The organism is Flavisphingopyxis soli, assembly GCF_007995095.1.
In the GTDB taxonomy this organism is placed as follows: Bacteria; Pseudomonadota; Alphaproteobacteria; order Sphingomonadales; family Sphingomonadaceae; genus Flavisphingopyxis; species Flavisphingopyxis soli.
This window is the reverse complement of record NZ_VOPY01000001.1, coordinates 1,002,272-1,021,558: the sequence shown is the minus strand read 5'-3', so window position 1 is coordinate 1,021,558 and position 19,287 is coordinate 1,002,272. Positions and strand designations below refer to the sequence as shown.

22 protein-coding genes, 1 tRNA gene and 1 pseudogene are annotated in these 19,287 nt (G+C 60.3%); 13 read left to right on the top strand and 11 right to left on the bottom strand.

The features are described from left to right. Nucleotides 1-89 precede the first annotated feature (89 nt). Nucleotides 90-764 (top strand): spermine/spermidine synthase domain-containing protein, encoded by a 675-nt coding sequence (locus FSZ31_RS05065; protein ID WP_147121923.1) that lies wholly within the window; start codon nt 90-92, stop codon nt 762-764. Nucleotides 765-1,279: 515 nt separating this feature from the next. Here the strand turns inward: FSZ31_RS05065 and FSZ31_RS05060 are convergent. Beyond that, nucleotides 1,280-1,975, bottom strand: a complete 696-nt coding sequence (locus FSZ31_RS05060; RefSeq protein ID WP_147121922.1) for an anti-sigma factor family protein — start codon at nt 1,973-1,975, stop codon at nt 1,280-1,282. After that, entirely contained in the window at nt 1,972-2,469 is a 498-nt protein-coding gene (locus FSZ31_RS05055; RefSeq protein ID WP_147121921.1) for an RNA polymerase sigma factor, read from the bottom strand. Before FSZ31_RS05055 ends, FSZ31_RS05060 begins: the two co-directional genes overlap by 4 nt. Before the next feature lie 62 nt (nt 2,470-2,531). Here FSZ31_RS05055 and FSZ31_RS05050 point away from each other — a divergent pair, with 62 nt between their 5' ends. The 3 genes and pseudogenes from FSZ31_RS05050 to FSZ31_RS05040 form a co-directional block, all read left to right on the top strand. Beyond that, entirely contained in the window at nt 2,532-3,878 is a 1,347-nt protein-coding gene (locus FSZ31_RS05050) for a S8 family serine peptidase (protein ID WP_147121920.1), read from the top strand. Nucleotides 3,879-3,996: 118 nt separating this feature from the next. Then, nucleotides 3,997-4,944 (top strand): hypothetical protein, encoded by a 948-nt coding sequence (locus FSZ31_RS05045; protein ID WP_147121919.1) that lies wholly within the window; start codon nt 3,997-3,999, stop codon nt 4,942-4,944. A 165-nt stretch (nt 4,945-5,109) separates the two neighbouring features. Beyond that, a pseudogene (locus tag FSZ31_RS05040) lies at nt 5,110-5,376 on the top strand (tyrosine-type recombinase/integrase); the annotation flags it as partial. Nucleotides 5,377-5,466: 90 nt separating this feature from the next. Here the strand turns inward: FSZ31_RS05040 and FSZ31_RS05035 are convergent. Further along, a complete protein-coding gene (locus FSZ31_RS05035; RefSeq protein WP_147121918.1) occupies nt 5,467-6,561 on the bottom strand; it encodes a sensor histidine kinase in 1,095 nt (364 codons plus the stop codon). A 639-nt stretch (nt 6,562-7,200) separates the two neighbouring features. On the opposite strand from FSZ31_RS05035, the gene FSZ31_RS05030 reads away from it, so the two are divergent. The 4 genes from FSZ31_RS05030 to FSZ31_RS05015 are packed head-to-tail and all read left to right on the top strand — an operon-like array spanning nt 7,201 to nt 9,010. Continuing rightward, nucleotides 7,201-7,530, top strand: coding sequence for an ArsR/SmtB family transcription factor (locus tag FSZ31_RS05030; RefSeq protein WP_147121917.1), 330 nt, complete (start codon nt 7,201-7,203; stop codon nt 7,528-7,530). Further along, entirely contained in the window at nt 7,527-7,994 is a 468-nt protein-coding gene (locus FSZ31_RS05025) for an ArsI/CadI family heavy metal resistance metalloenzyme (protein WP_147121916.1), read from the top strand. The genes FSZ31_RS05030 and FSZ31_RS05025 overlap by 4 nt, the downstream gene beginning before the upstream one ends. A gap of 3 nt (nt 7,995-7,997) precedes the next feature. Next, nucleotides 7,998-8,315: a cupin domain-containing protein gene (locus tag FSZ31_RS05020; RefSeq protein WP_147121915.1), complete on the top strand. Its 318-nt coding sequence runs from the start codon at nt 7,998-8,000 to the stop codon at nt 8,313-8,315. Further along, nucleotides 8,312-9,010 carry an aquaporin gene (locus FSZ31_RS05015; protein WP_236643666.1) on the top strand — a complete coding sequence of 233 codons (699 nt, stop codon included), beginning with the start codon at nt 8,312-8,314 and terminating at the stop codon, nt 9,008-9,010. Before FSZ31_RS05020 ends, FSZ31_RS05015 begins: the two co-directional genes overlap by 4 nt. A 90-nt stretch (nt 9,011-9,100) precedes the next feature. Here FSZ31_RS05015 and FSZ31_RS05010 read toward each other — a convergent pair whose 3' ends face one another. Together FSZ31_RS05010 and FSZ31_RS05005 are read right to left on the bottom strand one after the other, a co-directional pair. Then, nucleotides 9,101-9,352, bottom strand: a complete 252-nt coding sequence (locus FSZ31_RS05010) for a YciI family protein (protein WP_147121914.1) — start codon at nt 9,350-9,352, stop codon at nt 9,101-9,103. A 313-nt stretch (nt 9,353-9,665) separates the two neighbouring features. Then, complete coding sequence (locus FSZ31_RS05005) at nt 9,666-10,910, bottom strand: alpha/beta fold hydrolase (protein WP_201739119.1); 1,245 nt, start codon at nt 10,908-10,910, stop codon at nt 9,666-9,668. A 33-nt stretch (nt 10,911-10,943) separates the two neighbouring features. On the opposite strand from FSZ31_RS05005, the gene FSZ31_RS05000 reads away from it, so the two are divergent. After that, nucleotides 10,944-11,840, top strand: a complete 897-nt coding sequence (locus FSZ31_RS05000; protein ID WP_236643665.1) for a LysR family transcriptional regulator — start codon at nt 10,944-10,946, stop codon at nt 11,838-11,840. A 404-nt stretch (nt 11,841-12,244) separates the two neighbouring features. On the opposite strand, the gene FSZ31_RS04995 is transcribed toward FSZ31_RS05000, so the two are convergent. After that, a complete protein-coding gene (locus tag FSZ31_RS04995) occupies nt 12,245-13,165 on the bottom strand; it encodes an extracellular catalytic domain type 1 short-chain-length polyhydroxyalkanoate depolymerase (protein ID WP_147121912.1) in 921 nt (306 codons plus the stop codon). Nucleotides 13,166-13,390: 225 nt separating this feature from the next. Here FSZ31_RS04995 and FSZ31_RS04990 point away from each other — a divergent pair, with 225 nt between their 5' ends. Then, the gene (locus tag FSZ31_RS04990; protein ID WP_236643664.1) at nt 13,391-14,464 is read left to right on the top strand and encodes an HWE histidine kinase domain-containing protein; all 1,074 of its coding nucleotides are present in this window, start codon (nt 13,391-13,393) and stop codon (nt 14,462-14,464) included. Next, complete coding sequence (locus FSZ31_RS04985) at nt 14,461-14,847, top strand: response regulator (RefSeq protein WP_147121911.1); 387 nt, start codon at nt 14,461-14,463, stop codon at nt 14,845-14,847. The genes FSZ31_RS04990 and FSZ31_RS04985 overlap by 4 nt, the downstream gene beginning before the upstream one ends. Nucleotides 14,848-14,885: 38 nt before the next feature. Here the strand turns inward: FSZ31_RS04985 and FSZ31_RS04980 are convergent, their stop codons facing one another. From FSZ31_RS04980 to FSZ31_RS04960, 5 genes are all read right to left on the bottom strand, one after another. Next, nucleotides 14,886-15,164, bottom strand: coding sequence for a hypothetical protein (locus tag FSZ31_RS04980; protein ID WP_147121910.1), 279 nt, complete (start codon nt 15,162-15,164; stop codon nt 14,886-14,888). 199 nt (nt 15,165-15,363) lie between these two features. Continuing rightward, complete coding sequence (locus tag FSZ31_RS04975; protein WP_161595953.1) at nt 15,364-15,747, bottom strand: ribonuclease HI; 384 nt, start codon at nt 15,745-15,747, stop codon at nt 15,364-15,366. A 154-nt stretch (nt 15,748-15,901) separates the two neighbouring features. After that, nucleotides 15,902-16,369, bottom strand: coding sequence for a hypothetical protein (locus FSZ31_RS04970; protein WP_147121909.1), 468 nt, complete (start codon nt 16,367-16,369; stop codon nt 15,902-15,904). Nucleotides 16,370-16,706: 337 nt separating this feature from the next. Continuing rightward, a complete protein-coding gene (locus FSZ31_RS04965) occupies nt 16,707-17,654 on the bottom strand; it encodes a hypothetical protein (RefSeq protein ID WP_147121908.1) in 948 nt (315 codons plus the stop codon). Between the two features lie 17 nt (nt 17,655-17,671). Continuing rightward, nucleotides 17,672-17,762: transfer RNA gene (locus FSZ31_RS04960), tRNA-OTHER, on the bottom strand. A gap of 401 nt (nt 17,763-18,163) precedes the next feature. On the opposite strand from FSZ31_RS04960, the gene FSZ31_RS04955 reads away from it, so the two are divergent. Then, complete coding sequence (locus FSZ31_RS04955; RefSeq protein WP_147121907.1) at nt 18,164-18,601, top strand: hypothetical protein; 438 nt, start codon at nt 18,164-18,166, stop codon at nt 18,599-18,601. A 64-nt stretch (nt 18,602-18,665) separates the two neighbouring features. Next, the gene (locus FSZ31_RS04950) at nt 18,666-19,262 is read left to right on the top strand and encodes an HD domain-containing protein (protein WP_147121906.1); all 597 of its coding nucleotides are present in this window, start codon (nt 18,666-18,668) and stop codon (nt 19,260-19,262) included. Nucleotides 19,263-19,287: the final 25 nt, after the last annotated feature.

The window sequence follows — 19,287 nt, the reverse complement described above, 5'->3', positions numbered from 1 at the left end:
CGCGAAAACCCAAGCACGCTTTGCAGGGGCTTGTCCTCGCGCGCGCTTTGCCGCAGCGGGGGCGACACAATCACGACGGACACCGCCCGATGACCCCACGCGAACTGATCGACACGGCGCAGGTTGCCGACGGCGAGGAACTGCGCCTTTACCGGCGCGGCGGCGATTTCATGATCGTGCTCGACCGCAACGAACTGATGAGCAGCCGGATGAGCGGCTCCGAAGAGGCGCTCGCGGTCCTCGCCTGCGAGCAGCTCACCGACCGGCCCGCGGCACACGTGCTGATCGGCGGCTATGGCATGGGCTTCACGCTGCGCGCCGCACTCGCCGAACTGGGCGCTGCGGCCAGGGTCACCGTCGCCGAGCTGGTGCCAGAAATCATCGCCTGGGCGCGCGGGCCGATGGCCGATCTTGCCGCGGGCTGCCTCGACGATCCCCGTGTCGCGCTGGTCGAAGGCGATGTCGGCGCGCTCATCGGACGCGCCACCGGCGTTTACGATGCGATCCTGCTCGACGTCGACAACGGCCCCGACGGGCTGACCCGGATCGGCAACGACAGCCTCTATTCGCTGCGCGGCCTCGCCGCCGCACGCCGCGCGCTGGCGCCGGGCGGCATCCTCGCGATCTGGTCGGCAGCCCCCGACGACCGCTTTCGCCGCCGGCTGGGCGATGCGGGGTTCATGGTCGAAGAAGTCATCGTGCGCGCGCGCAGCAACGGCAAGGGCCCGCGCCACGTCATATGGTTCGCGACCAGGACGCGCTGAACCCGGCGCGAACGCTCGTCACGCCTACCGAAATTTCGCCAGGCGACTAAGCTGACGCCCCCTCGTTGGCGAAGGGACGGCGCAGGACGATCGTCTGTTCGCGCGCTGGGCCGACGCCGATCGCGAACCTTGGAATAAGACCCAATTGTACCTTAGGAAGCTCGGACGCTGTTGGCAGCAGGATACAGCCTTCGCGCTGAACTGCTTGGCAGGCTACTGTCGATATCGGACACTCAGCTTCAGGAAACTTCCTCACCGCCTAACACCTCGACTGGACTTTGCGACACAATCGTATCGTGCTTCACGCCCACCATGATTATACGGCAGCCTTTCGCATGCGGGACGAGCTTCGCAACGTTGGCCAGATTTATAAATTCTGGCTCGCCATTTTGAGCTAGGGTGCATTTTCTCCACTTGGCCACAAATTTCTACCAGCCTCCAAGCTAGGCATAGCACAAACTCGAAGCTGCCGCACTTTATTAACACACCTAGGGGCGGGAAGGTGCCAGCTTGAGCTAGCGACCAGCATGGGTTTGGGGTCGCCAGTTTTCTTGCCGCCAGCGTTGCTCCGTCGCCGCATCAGCAGGGGCGCCAACCATCATCTCGCTCGCGGCGGTCAGCAGCGCGCTGTTGCCTGCCTGGCGATAGGTCGCCTGCTCGCGGCCCGGAAAAGTCCGGCGCAGTTGCCAGCCGTCCTCGGCGCGGCATGCGATCCCCGAAAGAGCCACTGTTTCGAAGCTGCGGCACACGGCGCCATCGGTCGCGCGAAAGGTCAGGCCGATGCGCGTCTCGCTTTGCCGCGGCTGCGCCGAGGCCAGCTGGGTCTCGAGCGCGCTGTTGAGCGTGCCGCTCGCCATCAAAGTTCCGCTGCCGACCGCAACGGGGCCGCCGGGCGCGTCGATCTGCTGGCCGACGAACAGCCCGAAAGCCAGCGCGGCAGCGATCGATCCAACCGCCCACGAGCGACCGAAACGCGGTTTCGGCCGCAGCGTTACGGCGGCCGCGCGCACCGCTGCGATCAGCTGTTCGGGCACTGGCTGTTCGGCGACAGGGTCGTAATGATTGCTCAACATTGCGCGCAGGCCGCGCTGCTCGGCGATCCGCGCCGCCAGTTCAGGATCGTCCGCCATCGCACGCTCGATTCGCCGCGCGGTGACCAGGTCGATCTCGCCGTCGACGAAAGCGTGGATCGTTGCGCTGTCGAAAGTCATGCCGTTGCTCCCAGGTCGCGCGCCAGCGCTTCGCGTCCGCGGACCAGGCGCGAGGTCAGTGTGCCCATCGGAATATCGAGGATTTCGGCGGCCTCCTTATAGGCAAAGCCCTCGACCAGGACCAGCGCGACCGCCTCGCGCTGGTCGTCGACCAGCCGATCCATCGCGGCATCGATATCGACGCGCAGCGCGCGCGATTCGACCTGCTGCTCGCCATCGCCCGCGATCTCGCCAGCGTCGTCGAGCGCGGTGGTCCGGCGCCGGGCGCTCGAACGCACGCTGTCGATCCAGATATTGCGAGTAATCTTCATCATCCAGCTATCCAATCTCGTGCCCGCCTGCCATTGGTCGCGCGCCTTCAATGCCCTCTCAAGCGCAGCCTGGCACAGATCGTCGGCGTCGGACTCGCTCCCCGACAGGCTGCGCGCAAATCGCCGCAACCGGGGTATCAGCCCGATCAGATCGTCTTCAAAAGCCCTGCCTTCAAAAGCCATGCCGTCTCGACATTTTCCCGGTTCACATGGATGAAACGATGACCGTGCTACGTTTAATCCGCATGAGCTGGAAATTATTTATTTCGCGCGCCGCGCGCCGTGTCGTCGCACCTGCCTTCTTGCTCGCGGCGATCGGCGCGATTGTGGCGATGCCCCCCGCTGCCTCGGCGCAGCTGCTCGGCGGGTTGACCGGTCAGGTCTTGCCGGGCACTCCGCTCGGCGGCCCGTTGCGCGGTCTTACCGATCAGCTGACCGACAATGTCGGTAAGCTCGAACGCCTGACTGCGCGCGAAGCGGGTGACCTGCTCGAACGCATCCGCCTCGACCGGATCGATACGCTGCTTCGCGACAATCGAGAGAATATCGAGCGCGACCGCCACGGCGATCCCGCGCTGCGCGGCGTCCTCGTCGCCAGCGGCATCGATGACACCGCACTTGCGGCCGCACGCGCCGCGGGCTTCACGATCGTATCGCGCGAAGACATCGCCGAGCTCGATCTGTCGGTGACGCGCTTCGCCGTCCCGACTGGCGTCTCGCTGGCTGAGGCCGAACGCCGCCTCGCCGCCTTGCTGCCCGCCGCCGACATCGCCGCCGACACGCTCTATTTCCCCAGCGGAGGCGACGCGCGCATCGCATCGGTCCCGCTCGCGCTGGCGGCAAGCGCTGTTACCGCCCCCAGCGCCGGGCCACGGATCGGCATGATCGACGGCGGCGTCGGAACGCACACTTCGCTTCCCGCAATCGAACAGCGTGGCTTTGCGCGCAATGCCCCGCACGCCAGCGGCCATGGCACCGCAGTCGCGTCGCTGCTAGTCGGGCGCGGCAAGATCGCCGGCGCGGCGCCGCGCGCGCGCCTGCTCGCCGCCGACGTCTATGGCGACGATCCCGCCGGCGGCAATGCCACCGCAATCGTCCGCGCGCTCGGCTGGATGGTCCAGCGCAACGTGCCCGTCGTAACGATCAGCCTGGTCGGCCCCGCCAACGCGCTGCTCGGCAAGGCGGTCGCCGCGGCGCAGGCGAAGGGCACGATGGTCGTCGCCGCGGTTGGCAATGACGGCCCCGCTGCGCCGCCCGCCTATCCCGCCTCGTATGACAACGTCGTCGCGGTCACCGGGGTCGATCGCCGCAATCGCGCGCTGGTCGAGGCAGGGCGCGCGCGCCACGTCGATTTCGCCGCGCCGGGCGCCGATCTCAAGGGGGCCCGCATCGGCGGCGGCCTCACCAGCCTGCGCGGGACCTCTTACGCCGCGCCGTTCGTCGCCGCGCGCCTGCTCGCGCATCATGCCGCGCAGGGCGAGAGCAGCACCGCGCTCGCTGCGCTCGTTCGCGAGGCAAAGGATCTCGGCAAGCCGGGGCGCGATCCCCTTTACGGCTATGGCCTGGTTTGCGGTAAATGCGCAACGCGCTGAAATATCATAACTATTTATCCAAAACGGAATTTTTTCACGCCCGCTTGGATTAAACCCCTTCGTCGTCTCGTTCTCCTTCATGACAGCCCCTTTTTCGGGCGCCAACGGGAGACGCAACATGACCTATTTCAAGCACAGCATGATGATCGGCGCGGCAGCAGCAGCCTTGCTCGCGGCAGCCCCTGCGCAGGCACAATTGCTCGGCGGTAGCGGAGGAGGCGGGCTCACCGGCGGGCTTGGCGGCACCATCGGCGGCACGCTGGGCGGCAACACGCTTGGTAACCCGATAGATACGATCGGCCGGACCACCGGCAGTGCGCAGGGTGACGGAAATGCCCGCGGCCGCTCGCGCACCGACCGGAAGGTCGACCGCCGTTCGGGTCGCGTCGAGGCGCGCAACCAGAGCGAAGGCGACGCCAATGGCGCACTCGGCGGCTCGCTCGATAGCCTCGGCGGCGGCATTGTCGGCTCTGGCTCGGGCTCGGCTTCGAGCCGCGGTTCTTCGGACGCCGGGCTCGATGCGCAGCTCGTCGGCACCGACGCCGTGCGCAGCACCGCACGCGGCGTAGCCAGCACGGCTACCAACGACGCCGGCAACGTTGCCGCTACCGCACGCGGCACCGCCGATAATGCCGTTTCCGGCGCGCGCAACGCCGCCTCGGGCTCGTTTGCCGGGTCGGGTTCGGCGCAAGGCTCCGGTTCGGCCAACGGCTCGGGCCTCTTCTCGGGGGCCGCCGGACAGCTCGCCGCGCAGGGCAGCGCGGCGGCTAATGGCAGCGGAATGTTCGCTGTCGCTCCCGGCATGATCGTCGAAGACGCGCGCGGCAAGACGATCGGCACCGTCGCCGGCGTCCAGCAGACCGCCTCGGGCGCGGTCCGCACCGTCACCGTCCTCGCCGGCGATCGTCTCGCTACGCTCGACGCCGCCAACTTCTCGGGCTCGGGTGACGTGCTCGTCTCGGCGCTCGCCAAGGGAGACGTGAAGTCCGAAGCCAAGAGTCAGGAAAAGGCGCAGCGCCGCGAGCGCAAGGCTGCCCGTAAAGATAATCAGCAGACCCGCGACTGATCAACCCGATACGCGGCGCGCCTCTGCCCCCCGCTCATTAGCGCCGCGTTGAGCCGGGACCGTTCACCCCCCCGAACGGTCCCGGCTTTTTTATTGACCGGTTCAATCAGCTGAATTCAGGATCGGAATGCTCGGCCGCGGAGTGACAGCTGTCGACCATCTTGTCCCAGCCGGATCGACCATTCTAATCATATGAGCACGCGGCAGTCTGCCCGCCTTGTCGACGAGTCGGTCACGGCAATTGGTTTGCGCAAAGCCGAATACCGAACGCATTCGCTGCGCCGCACGAAAGCCGCAATGATCTACCGGGCGACCGGAAACATCGGCGCGATCCAGATTCTGCCTGGCCACTCCAAGATCGAAAACACCGTTCGTTATCTAGGTGCCGATGTAGAGGACGCCTTATTGCTCGCTGAGCGGACTGAAATTTGAAACCGGGGCGGTCGTTCGAGAACCTCGCACGACGCTTCTCATGGCTGCGATTCAATATAACGAGGTCAGCAATTGGGTGGGAATCAGGCGCTAGCCGCTGCGGGGAAACTGGACGGTAATGCACGCCCCACCTTTGCCGGTATTCGGACCGGCGGTGACGGCGCCTTGCAACTGGTTTGCCAGGGTAGATATCACGCGCATGCCGAGACCAGCTGTAGCGGCATTTGGATCAAATCCAGCAGGTAGCCCTCTGCCTTCATCGCATACAGCCAAACTGTTGCTCTCGCCTTCGACGCGGAACGCGACGTCAATTCTGCCAGCGCCATATTTTGCGGCGTTGGTAACCAGTTCGTTCGTAATCAATCCAATGGGCTGAATCGAGTTTGCGGGGACCAAATCCTCATCGCCGTCGACAATGATCTCCCGGTCTAGAATGGAAGCCAGATCAGCACACAAACGCCGCAGGAACGCGATGCACGACACCTCTTCCGCGACATCTGCGTAAAAATGACGATGAACCTGGGCAACGGCTGCCACCCTATTGGCCGCCAGCCTAAGGTGGGTGGCGCCATCGCCAACATCTGTCGATCGACTTTGCATCGCGAGCAAGCCTGATACGAACTGCAGACTATTCATCACCCGATGATCGATCTCCTTCGCCATCAGATTTGCCTCCCCGATCGCCGTCAGGGATGAAAGTCTGAGCTCAAGCTGATCCATCACGATGGACGCGAGGTCTTTCAGGTCCTCGACCTGATCATCGTTGATCGAACGGGGCTCCTTATCGATCACGCACAGGGTGCCGAGATTATGACCGTCACCCGTTGCAAGCGGAACGGCCGCATAAAAGCGAAGGCCAAAGTCGCCAGCGACAAGCGGGTTGGCAAGTGATCGAGGGTCACTCCGGGCGTCTTCGATTAGATAGGGAGTATTGCCCATAATGGCAGACGCACAGAGGCCCGGCGCACGATCAATCTGCTCGACTGGCAATCCATGATGTGATTTGAACCAGATCCGATCTTCATCGACAATGCTGACAATCGCAATCGGAACATTGAGCCGCCGGGCAGCAAGCGCTGTGATGCGATCAAAGGCTCCGTCCGGTGGACTGTCGAGAATGTCATAGCGCCGGACGGCGGCTAGGCGCGCAGCTTCATTTGGGCGAACTTCGGCGGCAATCGGCATTCGAATAGTGCCTTTTAATTCGGGGATTCAACGGCCCACCATAATGGATCAAAACTTATAGGACGTCTAATCGTTTGCCCTATTGATGATCGTGCCGCTGCACAGGCGGATCGACCATTGGGCCGAATTCAACGCCTGGCACGCAGCCGAAACAGCATTCGAGGAACCGGGACCGCATACCAGGGCAGACGATGTGCTGTTGCCCACGCGTCTGAGCCTGGAGGCTCCCGGGCATGGCCTAATCGGATGGCTATCGCTCGGCTCCCGTCCCGACGGCTCTCCCATCGGCAAGGATGAGCGCGAGGCTCTGATCATCATCGCCGACCCTTTGGCCCGCGCGCTTCGCCATCAATCCCGCTGCCGTCGCGCCATCGGCCCCGCCGACCGCCCCGCCCAGCAGCTCCCGCCAAGCCGTCGCCCATTGAGGTCATCTCGGCCATCGTGGTCCATGTCAGCGGTCCCGCTCCCTCGCAGCATGTGGTGGCAGAATGCCCCCCTTATCGACCTGCCCCTGCGCCGATCCGCTGAACTTCCTGCAAATAAAGGGAATCGATGCGTCATTTCGAATAAACTCAAAATATCATTGACGTCGGTGACCAACTCTGTCATTTCCACTTATATCGAAACGAGGAGTGAGTCGTGGAAGCCAGTTCAGCTATCGATGCCCTAGGAGCGCTTGCCCAAGAGCACCGCCTAGCCCTGTTCCGGCTGCTCGTGCAGGCCGGCGACAAGGGAATGCCGGCAGGCGCAATTGCAGCGTCGCTCGGTGTTCCGAACAGTTCGCTGTCGTTCCATCTGGCGCAGCTCCGCACCGCGGGGCTTATCCGTCAGGAGCGGCAGCATCGCTCGCTGATCTATCGTGCGAATTACACCACGATGAATACCTTGGTCGATTATCTCACAGAAAACTGCTGCGCCGGCGATACCTGCGGCGGCGAAGCATCAGCATCAGAAGGGAAGCCTGAATGAAACGCCTACACGTCCATATTGGGGTCGAAGATCTCGCCCGCTCGGTCCATTTCTATTCCACCCTGTTCGGTTCTGAGCCGACGGTTGTGAAGGAAGACTATGCCAAATGGATAATCGAGGACCCGAGCGTTAACTTCGCCGTCTCGAGCGGTCACACCCACAAGGGCATCGAGCATCTCGGCATCCAGGTCGAAGATGCCGAACAACTCGCGGAGGTTTATGCGCGGCTGAAGGCCGCCGACCGTCCGGTCATAGAAGAAGGGCAGACGACCTGTTGCTACGCAAAATCTGAAAAGAGCTGGATCGCCGATCCCGATGGAGTGGTGTGGGAAGCGTTCCTGACCAGCGGCGATTCAACGGTTTATGGCGCCAGTATTGACTTGTCTGCGGTTTCCACGACGTCTGCCCCGGGCGGATGCTGTGCTCCCGCTGGCTCGGCGCTGTCATCATGCGACATGAGCTGACCGATGCAGACCTACGACGCAGCATCACTGCAAGGGCCGGTCGACTGGTCGGGGCCAACGCTTCCCGCGATAGCGGGTGCGGCGGTCAAGTTACGATGGATCAACAGCCCGTTCCGCTGGCACCGCAACACAGGCGCCGAAGTGTTCTGCGTGCTCGATGGCGAGGTCGACATGCATGTGCGGACCGGCCCCAGCGCGAAAGCGAACGTGGTTCGCCTGGGGCGGGGGCAGTTAATGCTCATTGAGGACGGCGAGGAACATGTCGCCTATCCTCTTGGTGAAGCGCGAATTCTCGTTATCGAAAACGAGGATAGTGAGTGACCGGGTCTCGAGTGCCGGAGACTCGCGCTCATGATTTCCGGCTAGGGCAGAGAGTCGTAGCCGAAGCGATCGCCAGCTTCTTCCTGTTCGTCTGTGTGATCGGCTCCGGAATCATGGCCACCAGGCTGAGCCCCGGAAACGACGCCATCGCGCTCCTCGCCAATTCGCTGGCGACGGGCGCGATGCTGTTCGTCCTGATCATCGTTTTCGGGCCCATATCGGGCGCCCACATGAACCCAGCCGTCACTCTTGTCGCCGCTTCGCGCGGCGAACTCTCGTGGCCCGATGCCGGCACCTATATCCTGGCCCAGATTGGGTTCGGGGTTGTCGGGGTATGGGCCGCCCACCTGATGTTCGAGCTGCCGGCGCTTCAGGTTTCACTCCACGCCCGAACCGGCCTTGGCCAATGGACGGGGGAGGCCGTTGCGACGTTCGGTCTGATCTTTACAATTATCGGCGCGGTGACATTCCGACCCGCTGCGGTCGGCGCTGCGGTGGGCCTTTATATCAGCGCTGCCTACTGGTTTACCTCGTCGACAAGTTTCGCCAATCCGGCGATCACCATCGCCCGAAGCCTGTCCAATACCTTCGCCGGAATTTCACCAGGCGATGTTCCGGCATTCGTCGCTGCGCAACTAGCCGGGGCAGCACTCGGCGCCGTAACGGCGCGGCAGCTGTTTGATTGGCGCCACTAAGGTACGCAATCGAAACGGGCGATGCGGCGGCCGTCCGTCTTGCAGTCTTCACGTCCCGTGAGCTTCTGGCCAGCGTACTGCACCGTCAGCCTATCGCGCATCCCATTCGAGAATTTCGAGATTGGAGCAGCCTTGAACATGCAACGGATCCGCCAACGCGCGGTGCTTGGCTTCGTCGAGGCTGTTGGCGATTAGCAGGTAAGCGCCTCCCGAGCGGTCCGTAAATGGTCCGGCGCACTCCAGGTGGCCGGCACGCCGCAGGCCATCAAGGAAGGCGTAATGATCGCCGAGCAAATCGTCGCGAAATTGCGGCGTTCGCCGCGTCAGCACGAGATATTTCACCGCTATTCTCCTTTGCTAACGAACCGCGAACCGGCGTGATCGACGAAGCGGCGAGCGCCCGGTTTACCGCCGACACCAAGTCTTCGACCGGATCACGGACATCGTCTGCCGGGCTGCGATCGCCGATCTCCAGCACTAGCACCGGCACAAACGCATCCTCAAGGTCGTCGAACAGGGCTGCGACGGCTTGCCGACACGCAAGCCGGATCAACCGTAGGCCTTCAAAAAACGACGTCCGTTTCACGCAGGTCTGGCCCCTTGCCCCCGTTTTCGGATTCGATGCGTCCATCCTCTCGTTTCGCACACGCTCATTCTATCCGATTACGGGTAGCAGCAGGTCGGCCAGTTCAGCCGGATGGGTCAGCGAGAGCATATGCGGCGCGTCGGAAATTACGGTAAACGTGCTCGCCGGGATGGTTTTCATGCCTTCCATCAAATTCGGGGGTGTCGACACATCAGCCTCGCCCGCGATGATCCGTGTAGCTACTCGCATGCTGGCCAGTTCGTCGGCGATATCCAGCGCATGCAAGGCATTCCACCCGGCCAACCAGCCGTTCAGATCGGCGCGGTCCACGCAGTCACGGGCATAGCGCACAGCCCAGCCATTGCGGGCGAGATCTTCCCCGCGGAACCATCGTGTCAGGCTGGGCGCGATCTGCGCCGCGACCCCTTCGCTACGGGCAGCATCGATCCTTTCTCCAAAAGCCGCGAAGGGCCAAGCGGTCGCGGCAACGACAGTCAGGCTGGTGAGCAGCTCGGGTTGGTCACTGGCGAGCTTCAGGGCGATCGTCCCGCCAAGCGACAGGCCGACGAGATGAACCGGTCCTCCGCCCAGTTGGTCGATAAGCGCGCGCAGGTCGACGGCATAATCATCAATCGCCGTCGCGGCCCTCGCCTGCCCCGCGGCGCCGAAACCCCGAAGATCGAAGGCGATTACGCGATAGCGATCAACCAGATGCGGGATCACGTCGCGCCACATTCGCCAGTCCAGACCCAGCGCATGAACGAGGATCATGACCGGCCCGTCACCGCCGCTGTCGAACAGTTCCGTTTCCATGTCGCGCAATTGCAAATTGCGAAGAGTTCCAAGGGGCATCTTTTGATGGCGTTCGAGACCGGAGCGCAAAATGCGCAGCATGTTCAGCGCGCGAGGATAGCCTGCGTAAACCGATAGATGTTCAGCAAGCGCGATCAGTTCATCGCGGTCAGCGCCGACCCGCAACGCTGCCTCGATGTGGAGCTCAAGTTGCGGTTCGCAGCCGCCCATTGCGGCCAGCGCGACGACCGATGCCATCTCGCGCTCTCGCCGGGACAGGGTGGTGCGCGCGAAGACAGTGCCAAACGCGTGTTCGACAAGGCAGCCAGCAAGAACGGGCGAGGTTTCGCAAACTGCCTGGACGGTTGCCTTGCCGCGCGGGCCATCGATTGCGGCCAACTCACGCTGACCGATGGAATGAAGGGACATTGTTGGCCTCTCAGTCTTGAATGCCGGAATTGATAGAACCAAGACTTCTGCGTGCTCGGCTGCGGCCAGATCGAAACATTGGACCAGCCGCATTGCCAGATATCGCACTCCATGAGCCATTCGTGAATGGAGCTGGAAGGAAGATCGTATTCCAGTTATGGAAAACCAATGGACTGGAACGATTTGCGCTACTTCACTGCGATTCGTCGCTCGGGAAGCCTTACCGGCGCCGCTCGGCTGCTGGGAGTGAGTGTGCAGACCGCTGGACGCCGCATCGCAGCTCTCGAACTAGCCTTGGGAACTCAACTCTTTGTCCGAACTTCGACGGGATACCTGCCGACGCCCGATTGCGAAGCCTTGATCGGAGAGGCGGAACGGGTCGAGGAAGCGGTCGCCAGCTTTAAGGCCAGCGCAAGCGGCAGGGGTGGTGCGATTAAGGGTGTGGTCCGCCTCGCAGCGCCCGAGACAATCGCTAGCCACTTGATTCTACCTGCGCTGCGGCCATTTCTTACCCAACATCCCGGACTTGAACTGGAAATGGTAACGGGCATCACGCCCGTCGGGATTGCGCGAGGAGAGGCCGATCTTGCCCTCCGTCTCGTGACGCCCGAGCATGGCGCTCTGACCATCCGGCGTGTCGGCACGATGGCGCACGGTGTATACGCCGCCAGGGACGATGTAACCGAATTCGCTACGGCACGTCTTGTCGGGTGGACAGCCGAACACAACCTGCCTGCCTCTCGCTGGCTGCACCGACTGACAGGGCGAGCCCCCGAACTGCGTCTCAACAGCATGCCCGGTCAAGTCGCGGCAATCACTGCAGGCCTCGGCATCGGTATCCTGCCATGTTTTTTGGCCAAGGGCCTGAAGCGCCTACCCGTAAGCCTCACTATGGAAGAACCGTTATGGCTTGTCGCTCACGCAACGACTGAAATGCCCGCGCGAGTAAGGCTGGTGAATGACGCGATCGGTACGATCTTGGCAAACAGCGCAGATCGACTTGCTGGTAATGTCGCCACTTGAACTGGCAAGATGGAAGGTTCGAATTAATCCCGTTCGTTAAGTGCCCTAGCAGCAATGGTTGGCAAGGCCGCCCTTGCTGTGTCGAACGGCGGCTTGCTTAGGAAGCGGATCTGAGGCGGGCCTGTCAGCAACCGGCCCGGGAGCGAGGCCAGTCGGCTCTCGATTTAGCCGCCGGACTGCAACGCGCCCATTAGCGGTCGTGAACCTTTTAATGTAAACGTCCCGAAAGCTGCCGTCCGTTGCGTTCAAGCGCCCCATGCCCGAAGCGAACGATCGCCTGCCGGTCATCCTCGCTTTCGGCTAACTGTAGGGCGATCGCATCTCTGGCTAACCCGCCAGTGCTTGCACCCGGCGTGAAAGCCGTCGAGGCAAATTCGGCAGCGACCATGAAGCCGAATTCCGCGTCAGCACCCTGCCTCGGTCGAGCTCAGACCCCAAAAGTCTGCGATGTGGCGGGTCGATGAAATGCCGACTTCGAGCATATACTCGCCTTCTTTCCCTAGACCTTGGTCTCCGGCAGCGCTGATCGGAGTGCCGTGGCCCATCCTCTCGATGATATATTCCTCGATTACCTCTCTACCACCCGGCTCGCACCAGACCTGCCGGGGAATGCCGTCGATTTTCTCGATCCGTGTCGGTGGCCCTTCGACCTTGTGAATCTTTTGCCACTGCCGGACGATGGAATCGGCGTTGGAACTGTCAACGGTCGTATCGCGGCCGCCATGCCAGACTGAGATTGTCGGCCAAGTGCCGGTGAATTTCGAGGCTCCGCGCACCAGGGCGTCAAGCTTGCGGTCCGACGGCCCACCATAGCCTTTCATACGAAAGATCGCCTGCATCAGGTTGCGCGCGCTGCGGTAGGGTAGGCCGGCGATGATCGCGCCTCCCGCAAACACCTCTGGATAAGTCGCCAGCATGACAGAGGCCATCGCACCACCCGAGGACAGTCCGGTGATGAAGACGCGTGACGGATCTATGGCATGGTTATCGACGACCTGCCCGATCATCTGACGAATTGAGAGCGGTTCGCCGTCGCCACGGTGGCTGTCGCCAGTCTTGAACCAGTTGAAGCTGCCAATCGCGTTGTTGGTCCGTCGTTGCCCCGGAAACAGGAGTGCGACGCCACACTCGTCCGCAAGGCCTGACCAGCCTGATCCGGTATTGTAGCTCTCGGCCGACTGGGTGCTACCATGCAGGATAACGACGAGCGGACCGTTTTTTGGAAAGTTCTTGGGAATATACGTCTTCGCGCGCAGCGAACCGGGGTCAGACCCGAAGCTGTTCACGACGGTCAGTCGATCGAGGTTCGGTGAAAATATCGTCATACGGACTCCATCGGCGAGAGCCCGGCATTGGCTGCCAATATCAAAACGTGCCGCCCTAACAATCGGTTCCCCCAAGGGTATGTTGATACACTGAATTCGTCTGATCCCAGCCAAGAGCCGTTCGCGCCAGATCAAGTGATCGCTAGCCAGCGCATAAAACTCGGGACAGCGCCTTTGGCGTTCGCGTCGAAGCCAAGGGTGGTGGTATGTTTGGGGCTAGGGTGTATGTTGCGCGCAATTCAGGAAAAGATGGAGGATGTAACGGCAAAATCAGACGTCCAAAAAGAGAGCGAAGAAAAAGTCGATGCGTTCCGTCAGGATCTCGGCCCTTTCGTCGTCGCAGCGGAAAAAACCCGCATGCCGATGATTTTCACCGACGAGGCGCCTGGTCACCCCATTATTTTCGCAAACGACGCATTTCTGGCGGTTACGGGCTACGAGCGCGAAGAAGTGCTCGCCAAGAGCTTTCAGTCCTTGCTCGCTACGGGTGTCGACGCGGAAACCATGCCGATTGTCGAGGCTGCGTTTGGTGGTGAATGCGAGAGCGATCCCGAGATCCACTATAAACGCAAGGATGGTAGCGAATTCTGGGCGACGATGTTCATCAGCCCGGTTTGCGAAGAGGACGGCACGGTCGTTCAGCAGTTCGTTTCGTTGGTCGATCAAACCAAACATCAGCAAGACAACGCGCAGTGCAAAATGCTGATCGACGAACTCAATCACCGGGTGAAAAACACTCTGGCAACGGTCCAGTCAATCGTCACCCAGGCACTGCGCCGCCCAGCCGAGCCAGCCGCGATCAGGCAGGCGATCGAGTCGCGGCTCATGGCCCTGTCGCGGTCCCACGACCTGCTCACCAGCGGCAATTGGGAGGGCACGGGTTTGCACGACTTGGTCGACACTGCTCTTCATCCGTTCGAGGTCGTTGCGGGCCGCGAAGAGCGATTTACGGTAGACGGCGATAATGTGCACTTATCGCCAAAGACGGCACTATCATTGGCGATTGCCTTCCATGAGCTAGCGACCAACGCAGTTAAGTATGGCGCCTTCTCGAACGAAGCTGGGACAATTCGGATCGACTGGACGGTGGCCGAGGAAAGAACGGGAAACCGAGTTCTTATCCGTTGGTTGGAGCGCGACGGTCCGAAGGTAACACTGCCGGTCGGAAAAGGGTTCGGATCCTGGGCTCTTGAGCGCGGAATTGCACATGAACTGGGTGGCAAAGTAACGCTCGACTATTTAACCGACGGCGTCGCCTGCACGATCGATATCCCCATCGCCGCGGATTTAACCGAATGAGCGGCCTACTAACTGGTCGGCGGATCCTGGTCGTTGAGGACGAGATGCTCGTCTTGATGAATATCGAGATGGCGCTTGAGGACCTTGGATGCACTGCAATCTCAGCCGCGGGCAACGTCGCGGAGGCGCTCTCGCTGCTCGCTGAACAGAGCTTCGATGCGGCGATAATCGACGTCAACTTGGGCGGGGATAAAAGCTACCCGGTTGCCGACAAATTGATGGAACGCGGCATCCCCTTTGCGTTCTCGACCGGAAATGGCGACCACGGCGATCGCAGCGACCTTGATGATCGATTAGTGCTCAAAAAACCTTATTTAGCAGCAGAACTCGTCGCGGTGCTTAATCAACTGATCGCAGACGAGCCATCCACAGCGGTAGCTTAGTGGTCCCAAAATCAACACTTGTGTCGTTCACACGCGGCTTATTTCGGTGGCGGGCCGAGATCTGATTGATCACCAAATTCACGGTCTTCGCGTGGCTTTTCGTCACGCTTGCTGACCGACGCATGGGCTACGGGATCGTCGATGCGTTTCTCCGCCGCACGGGTGCCGACCTTGGTTGCCAGGTTGCCGCCGGACCGGCTTTGTTCTGTGATGCTCGGCTGGTTGGCTTGAGAAAGATCGCTGTCGTCGTTGCGTTTGGCCGTTTCAGCGCGACGATTGCGTTCACGCTCGCCATTGCCAGTGTTTTCGTCAGTCATGATTTTTTCCTTCTGCCAGATCAACCGGCGAAAGGCTCAAGCGTTCCGTCTGGTGCACGCTCGCGGTGCACCGCATGCTGTGGTCTGGGGATGGAATAGCAATAAGCGTCAGCTTGGAAAGGTTGACCCACATCTAGCCGTTAGTCCGCTGTCGGCTCACAAAACGCTATCCCTGACATGCCGGAAGTCCATGCCAACCTCATCTGGGATGTCGCGTGGCGAGCGAAATTCCAGCCAGATTCTGTTCGCGCCTGATCCAGCGAATTCTCGCTGGTCGTGCCTTCGCAAGGATGAGCTTCAGCGTTTCCTCGTGCCGGGACATTGCATGTCCGGTTTTTAACACGCTTTGAGCCCTGATAATCACGTCGAGCGCGTCGCCGATCAATTCGACATCGCGTAGCTCAGAGGCTTGCGCCAACTCGAAACCCAGGATCAGGGCAAGCCATTCGGCGTCGTTGCTGGTCCCAGATCCTAAGTCGTCAAAAAGATGAGCGACGCCGCGCATAACTACCGCTGCCTCAATCGGCCCGGGGTTGGGGCGGCATCCTCCATCGAAGAATACTTTAACCCGTTTGCGGATCATGACCCACCTTATCGCATCTGCGCAATGGCGTTGAAATGGCAGCTTACCATGCTCTGCGCCCCGAAATCAGATCGGCAAGAAACGTCCCACGAGCAGCCGCCTCCCAATGTCAGATCATGGGGTGGAGAGCTGTCAGGTTGTTTTCGGGAAGCGGCTAAGCGGGGCCTGCTAACTTCCGTGCTTGGGTTGCGAATGACCGAAGCGCCTGCTGCTTTTCGCCGAAGCTTGTGCCCGGCCTGGCGTTGATGGTCGGGCAATAGGCCGTGATTAGATAATTGACGATTTCGCCCTCCGAAGCATTCGGATGGCGCGAACGCAGGCCGGCGACAGCGGCGGCAATCTCGCTTTCTCCGCCGGCCCCGAGTTGTCGGCCCATGCTGTCGATTTGGTCTGGACTCATATCCAAAGTTCCTCCGGCTTGTTGGGCAAGCGCGATGGGGCAATCGAGATCACCGGGCGAATGGGATGATGCTGCATCTGCGGCCGCTTTTGGCATTTGAGCGGTCTGAGACGAATTGGCGTCCCGAGACGACTTCGATGTTTCTGAAGGGGGCGAGCAGGCCGACAGCAAGGTCAGAACGGCCGTTCCGATAAGCAATGTGTGCGACTGCCTGAGGTTCATAATCTCCCCTCCCAAAAAGCGATAAGGACTTAATGCACGTTATATATGGGCTGGACTGGCTAGCTGTTCAAGTTGAGTGACGGGGAGTCCCCAGTGTGTATTCGATTGCACAGGCTAGGCGAAAGGCGGTCCTAGCTGCGAACACCGGAACGGCAGCTGGCGGCCCAACAGCCGTCACTCATGACAAAACTGGTAAAATGTCATGAGTTGCATCTGCTTTGCGCCCCATTGCCGTCGTCGACGAGCCCCTGAACGTAGTGCGGCTTCCGACGAGCTAATCCGAAATAGAAAGTGACTGTTCTTCAGCATTTGCCACATTCTTTCTCCGATAGATCAATTAGCTTAGATCGGTGGAATGGTCCTCATCGGCAGGTCGTGCCCAGTCGAGAAGCGACTTGGGTGTCTGCATTTGAAGCATACAAATGAGATCTGCCGGGACCATCACGCCTGCCGCTTTCTGAGGCGACACACTTGAAAGCCCGCACTGCTTTAGGAGCCCAACAATGGCATTCCTTCTATCGGTTGGATCTTTTCCCCATATGCTCGCAGCGCGACGTTTCCTGGTCTGCGCAATCACCTCATGGGGTTTTTGCGTATCACTTAACGACGTCCAAATAGTGTCTTTGAGATATTGTTCGAGGTCGAGCGCCAATAACAGGTGAGTGTCGAGTTCTGCCACAAGGTGATGAACCGCGTTGATCAACGAAGCGACTTCCTTGAAGGTGACAGGCCGCACAGCATCGTACCCACCGAGGAGCATTTCCGCGTCGAGCCCGCTAAATCTGGCCGCAAGTTGGTCAGCGTTGGCTCGTAAGACATCGAGATAAACCTGCGGCGCATCGCGATCGGCTTCTGTGTGCGCTCCTCGATTCCTCCACGCGATCATCAAGAACAAGATAGCCAAAGGAATTCGGTCAAGTTGAGGGCAATGGTATTCGACCGCTTTCATCTTCCCGAAGATGCTCTGCCCCGCAGAGTCTAATGAACTTCGAAAACCCGGCGATTGAATGAGCGCAGGCTTTCGTACGGCGTCCCTAAGATAGACATCGATGGCGTCGATTGCCCTGATCGGAGCCATGTCTAAAATTAGCCGTCTGCTGCGTTTTGCGGAGACGATTACATCCTTTGGAGACCAGACGGTTCGAAGTTCTCCCGGGATCTCGCGCACGTCCCCGCGCTCGATTCCGTCCAGTCCAACTAAGGCGGTGATGATCAAATGATTGGCGTTTCCGAGCAAACCTTTGAAAGCTTTTCGCGGCCGGCTTCTCTCAAGGTAAAGCGTCATTCCAATTCCAGTAATTGTGCGCTTGGTGCGTTTCGAGCGCACATCATCCGCTCTGAGAAAGTCGGGACTTCATAAAGGCGGATGCTCTGCCACTTGAGCTACAAGCGCGGGCGCTGCATTCGCTCACCATCCCGTTAGTGTCAAGCCAGTCAGCACACGCTCAGGCAGGGCCACGCATGAATGAACGGAAGGTTTCGAGAAGCAGAGCTGAGAGTTTCTGAACGGCAGATATGTTGGCGACTGCGGACTGGAACATTAGCCCGACTTTACGACAGATTCGCTCAATCTCGCGCTAGGACCGGACAGGCAGCAGCCAGCTCAAAAGAGGTCACCATGACAAAACTGATAAAATGTCATGAGTGCGCTTCTGGCCGCTCCGACGCGGCAAACTCAATCGACGAGCGCTCGTCTCAGGTTCGGCAGCTTGCGCGTGCGCGAATGGAAATGTCGTTTTCATCCAACGCAAAAAGAGTATCGTTTGCGAGCCGATCTCGACGGAGGGCTTTGTTGTGGAATGGACAAAAGAAAAAATCGAAGCGTTGCCAGCGAAAGGCCGTGATGCCCTCTTCAAAAACGCGCGCGCTTTAAACACGGCTGAAGCCAAGCGGATTGTCGATCTCATGATCGAAAACGATTTTCTCGTTTCTGAAGGCGGCGGGTTGCCCCGTGACCATCCCACAATCCAAACTATCGAAGAGATTATAAGGTCTGACGAGGGACGCGCGGGCGGGATAACAGCAACTAGCGATGGCCTTCCGGCTATGGCGGGCGTTGATAAGTTACTTAGCGACGCTCTTGGCTTTGATTACGGCAGCTACGACACAACGAGTTGGGCTGGCACCTTGATGGTCGAAGTTATGGAGGAGGCGGGCTACGTTAAGGTGACGTCGAAAAAGATGCCGCCTGAAAGCGTCATGAAAACGGCTGCTTTTTTTAAAAAGCGATAAGGTATTTAGTTGCGAGTTAGCCGAATCCCATCGGCATCGAGCGACGCGATCCGAAGGAAGTTGCATGACAGTTTTGACCGATCGATTTGACGAAGCCCTGGCATACGCGAGCCGCTTACATCGAACCCAAATTCGGAAAGGCTCAGAGATACCTTATGTATCGCATCTGTTGGGCGTTGCGTCGATTGCGCTGGAAAACGGCGCGAACGAAGATCAGGCTATAGCTGCGTTGTTGCACGATGCTGTCGAAGACCAGGGTGGCGCGGAGCAGCTGGAAACAATTCGCGCGAAGTTTGGCAACTCAGTCGCAGAGATGGTCGATCATTGCACCGATTGCGATGTCGAGCCGAAGCCCCCGTGGCGCCAGAGAAAAGAAGATTACATTGATAGCTTGAGCCATAAACCGGTTAGCTCGCTCATGGTCAGCCTTGCTGATAAAACTCACAATGCATCCGCCATCGTAACCGATCTGATATCGCACGGCGCATCGGTCTGGGATCGCTTCACTGGCGGCAGAGACGGCACCTTGTGGTATTACGATAAATTGGCAGCAGAGTTCGAGCGACTAACGCCCGGCCATGCCGCCTCTCGACTTTCTCGCGCCGTGAAAGACATGCAAAGCCATGAGCAAAATTCTCGTTCCGTCGAACGGCCCAGCTGACTGGAAACAGTTTCTCGTTCCGATG

Bases quoted from the DNA above. Each gene is read 5' to 3' on its own strand.
- FSZ31_RS05065 (WP_147121923.1), top strand. From the start codon at position 90: ATGACCCCACGCGAACTGATCGACACGGCGCAGGTTGCCGACGGCGAG.
- FSZ31_RS05060 (WP_147121922.1), bottom strand. From the start codon at position 1,975: ATGACTTTCGACAGCGCAACGATCCACGCTTTCGTCGACGGCGAGATC.
- FSZ31_RS05055 (WP_147121921.1), bottom strand. From the start codon at position 2,469: ATGGCTTTTGAAGGCAGGGCTTTTGAAGACGATCTGATCGGGCTGATA.
- FSZ31_RS05050 (WP_147121920.1), top strand. From the start codon at position 2,532: ATGAGCTGGAAATTATTTATTTCGCGCGCCGCGCGCCGTGTCGTCGCA.
- FSZ31_RS05045 (WP_147121919.1), top strand. From the start codon at position 3,997: ATGACCTATTTCAAGCACAGCATGATGATCGGCGCGGCAGCAGCAGCC.
- FSZ31_RS05035 (WP_147121918.1), bottom strand. From the start codon at position 6,561: ATGCCGATTGCCGCCGAAGTTCGCCCAAATGAAGCTGCGCGCCTAGCC.
- FSZ31_RS05025 (WP_147121916.1), top strand. From the start codon at position 7,527: ATGAAACGCCTACACGTCCATATTGGGGTCGAAGATCTCGCCCGCTCG.
- FSZ31_RS05020 (WP_147121915.1), top strand. From the start codon at position 7,998: ATGCAGACCTACGACGCAGCATCACTGCAAGGGCCGGTCGACTGGTCG.
- FSZ31_RS05005 (WP_201739119.1), bottom strand. From the start codon at position 10,910: ATGCGGCTGGTCCAATGTTTCGATCTGGCCGCAGCCGAGCACGCAGAA.
- FSZ31_RS05000 (WP_236643665.1), top strand. From the start codon at position 10,944: ATGGAGCTGGAAGGAAGATCGTATTCCAGTTATGGAAAACCAATGGAC.
- FSZ31_RS04995 (WP_147121912.1), bottom strand. From the start codon at position 13,165: ATGACGATATTTTCACCGAACCTCGATCGACTGACCGTCGTGAACAGC.
- FSZ31_RS04990 (WP_236643664.1), top strand. From the start codon at position 13,391: ATGTTGCGCGCAATTCAGGAAAAGATGGAGGATGTAACGGCAAAATCA.
- FSZ31_RS04985 (WP_147121911.1), top strand. From the start codon at position 14,461: ATGAGCGGCCTACTAACTGGTCGGCGGATCCTGGTCGTTGAGGACGAG.
- FSZ31_RS04980 (WP_147121910.1), bottom strand. From the start codon at position 15,164: ATGACTGACGAAAACACTGGCAATGGCGAGCGTGAACGCAATCGTCGC.
- FSZ31_RS04975 (WP_161595953.1), bottom strand. From the start codon at position 15,747: ATGATCCGCAAACGGGTTAAAGTATTCTTCGATGGAGGATGCCGCCCC.
- FSZ31_RS04970 (WP_147121909.1), bottom strand. From the start codon at position 16,369: ATGAACCTCAGGCAGTCGCACACATTGCTTATCGGAACGGCCGTTCTG.
- FSZ31_RS04965 (WP_147121908.1), bottom strand. From the start codon at position 17,654: ATGACGCTTTACCTTGAGAGAAGCCGGCCGCGAAAAGCTTTCAAAGGT.
- FSZ31_RS04950 (WP_147121906.1), top strand. From the start codon at position 18,666: ATGACAGTTTTGACCGATCGATTTGACGAAGCCCTGGCATACGCGAGC.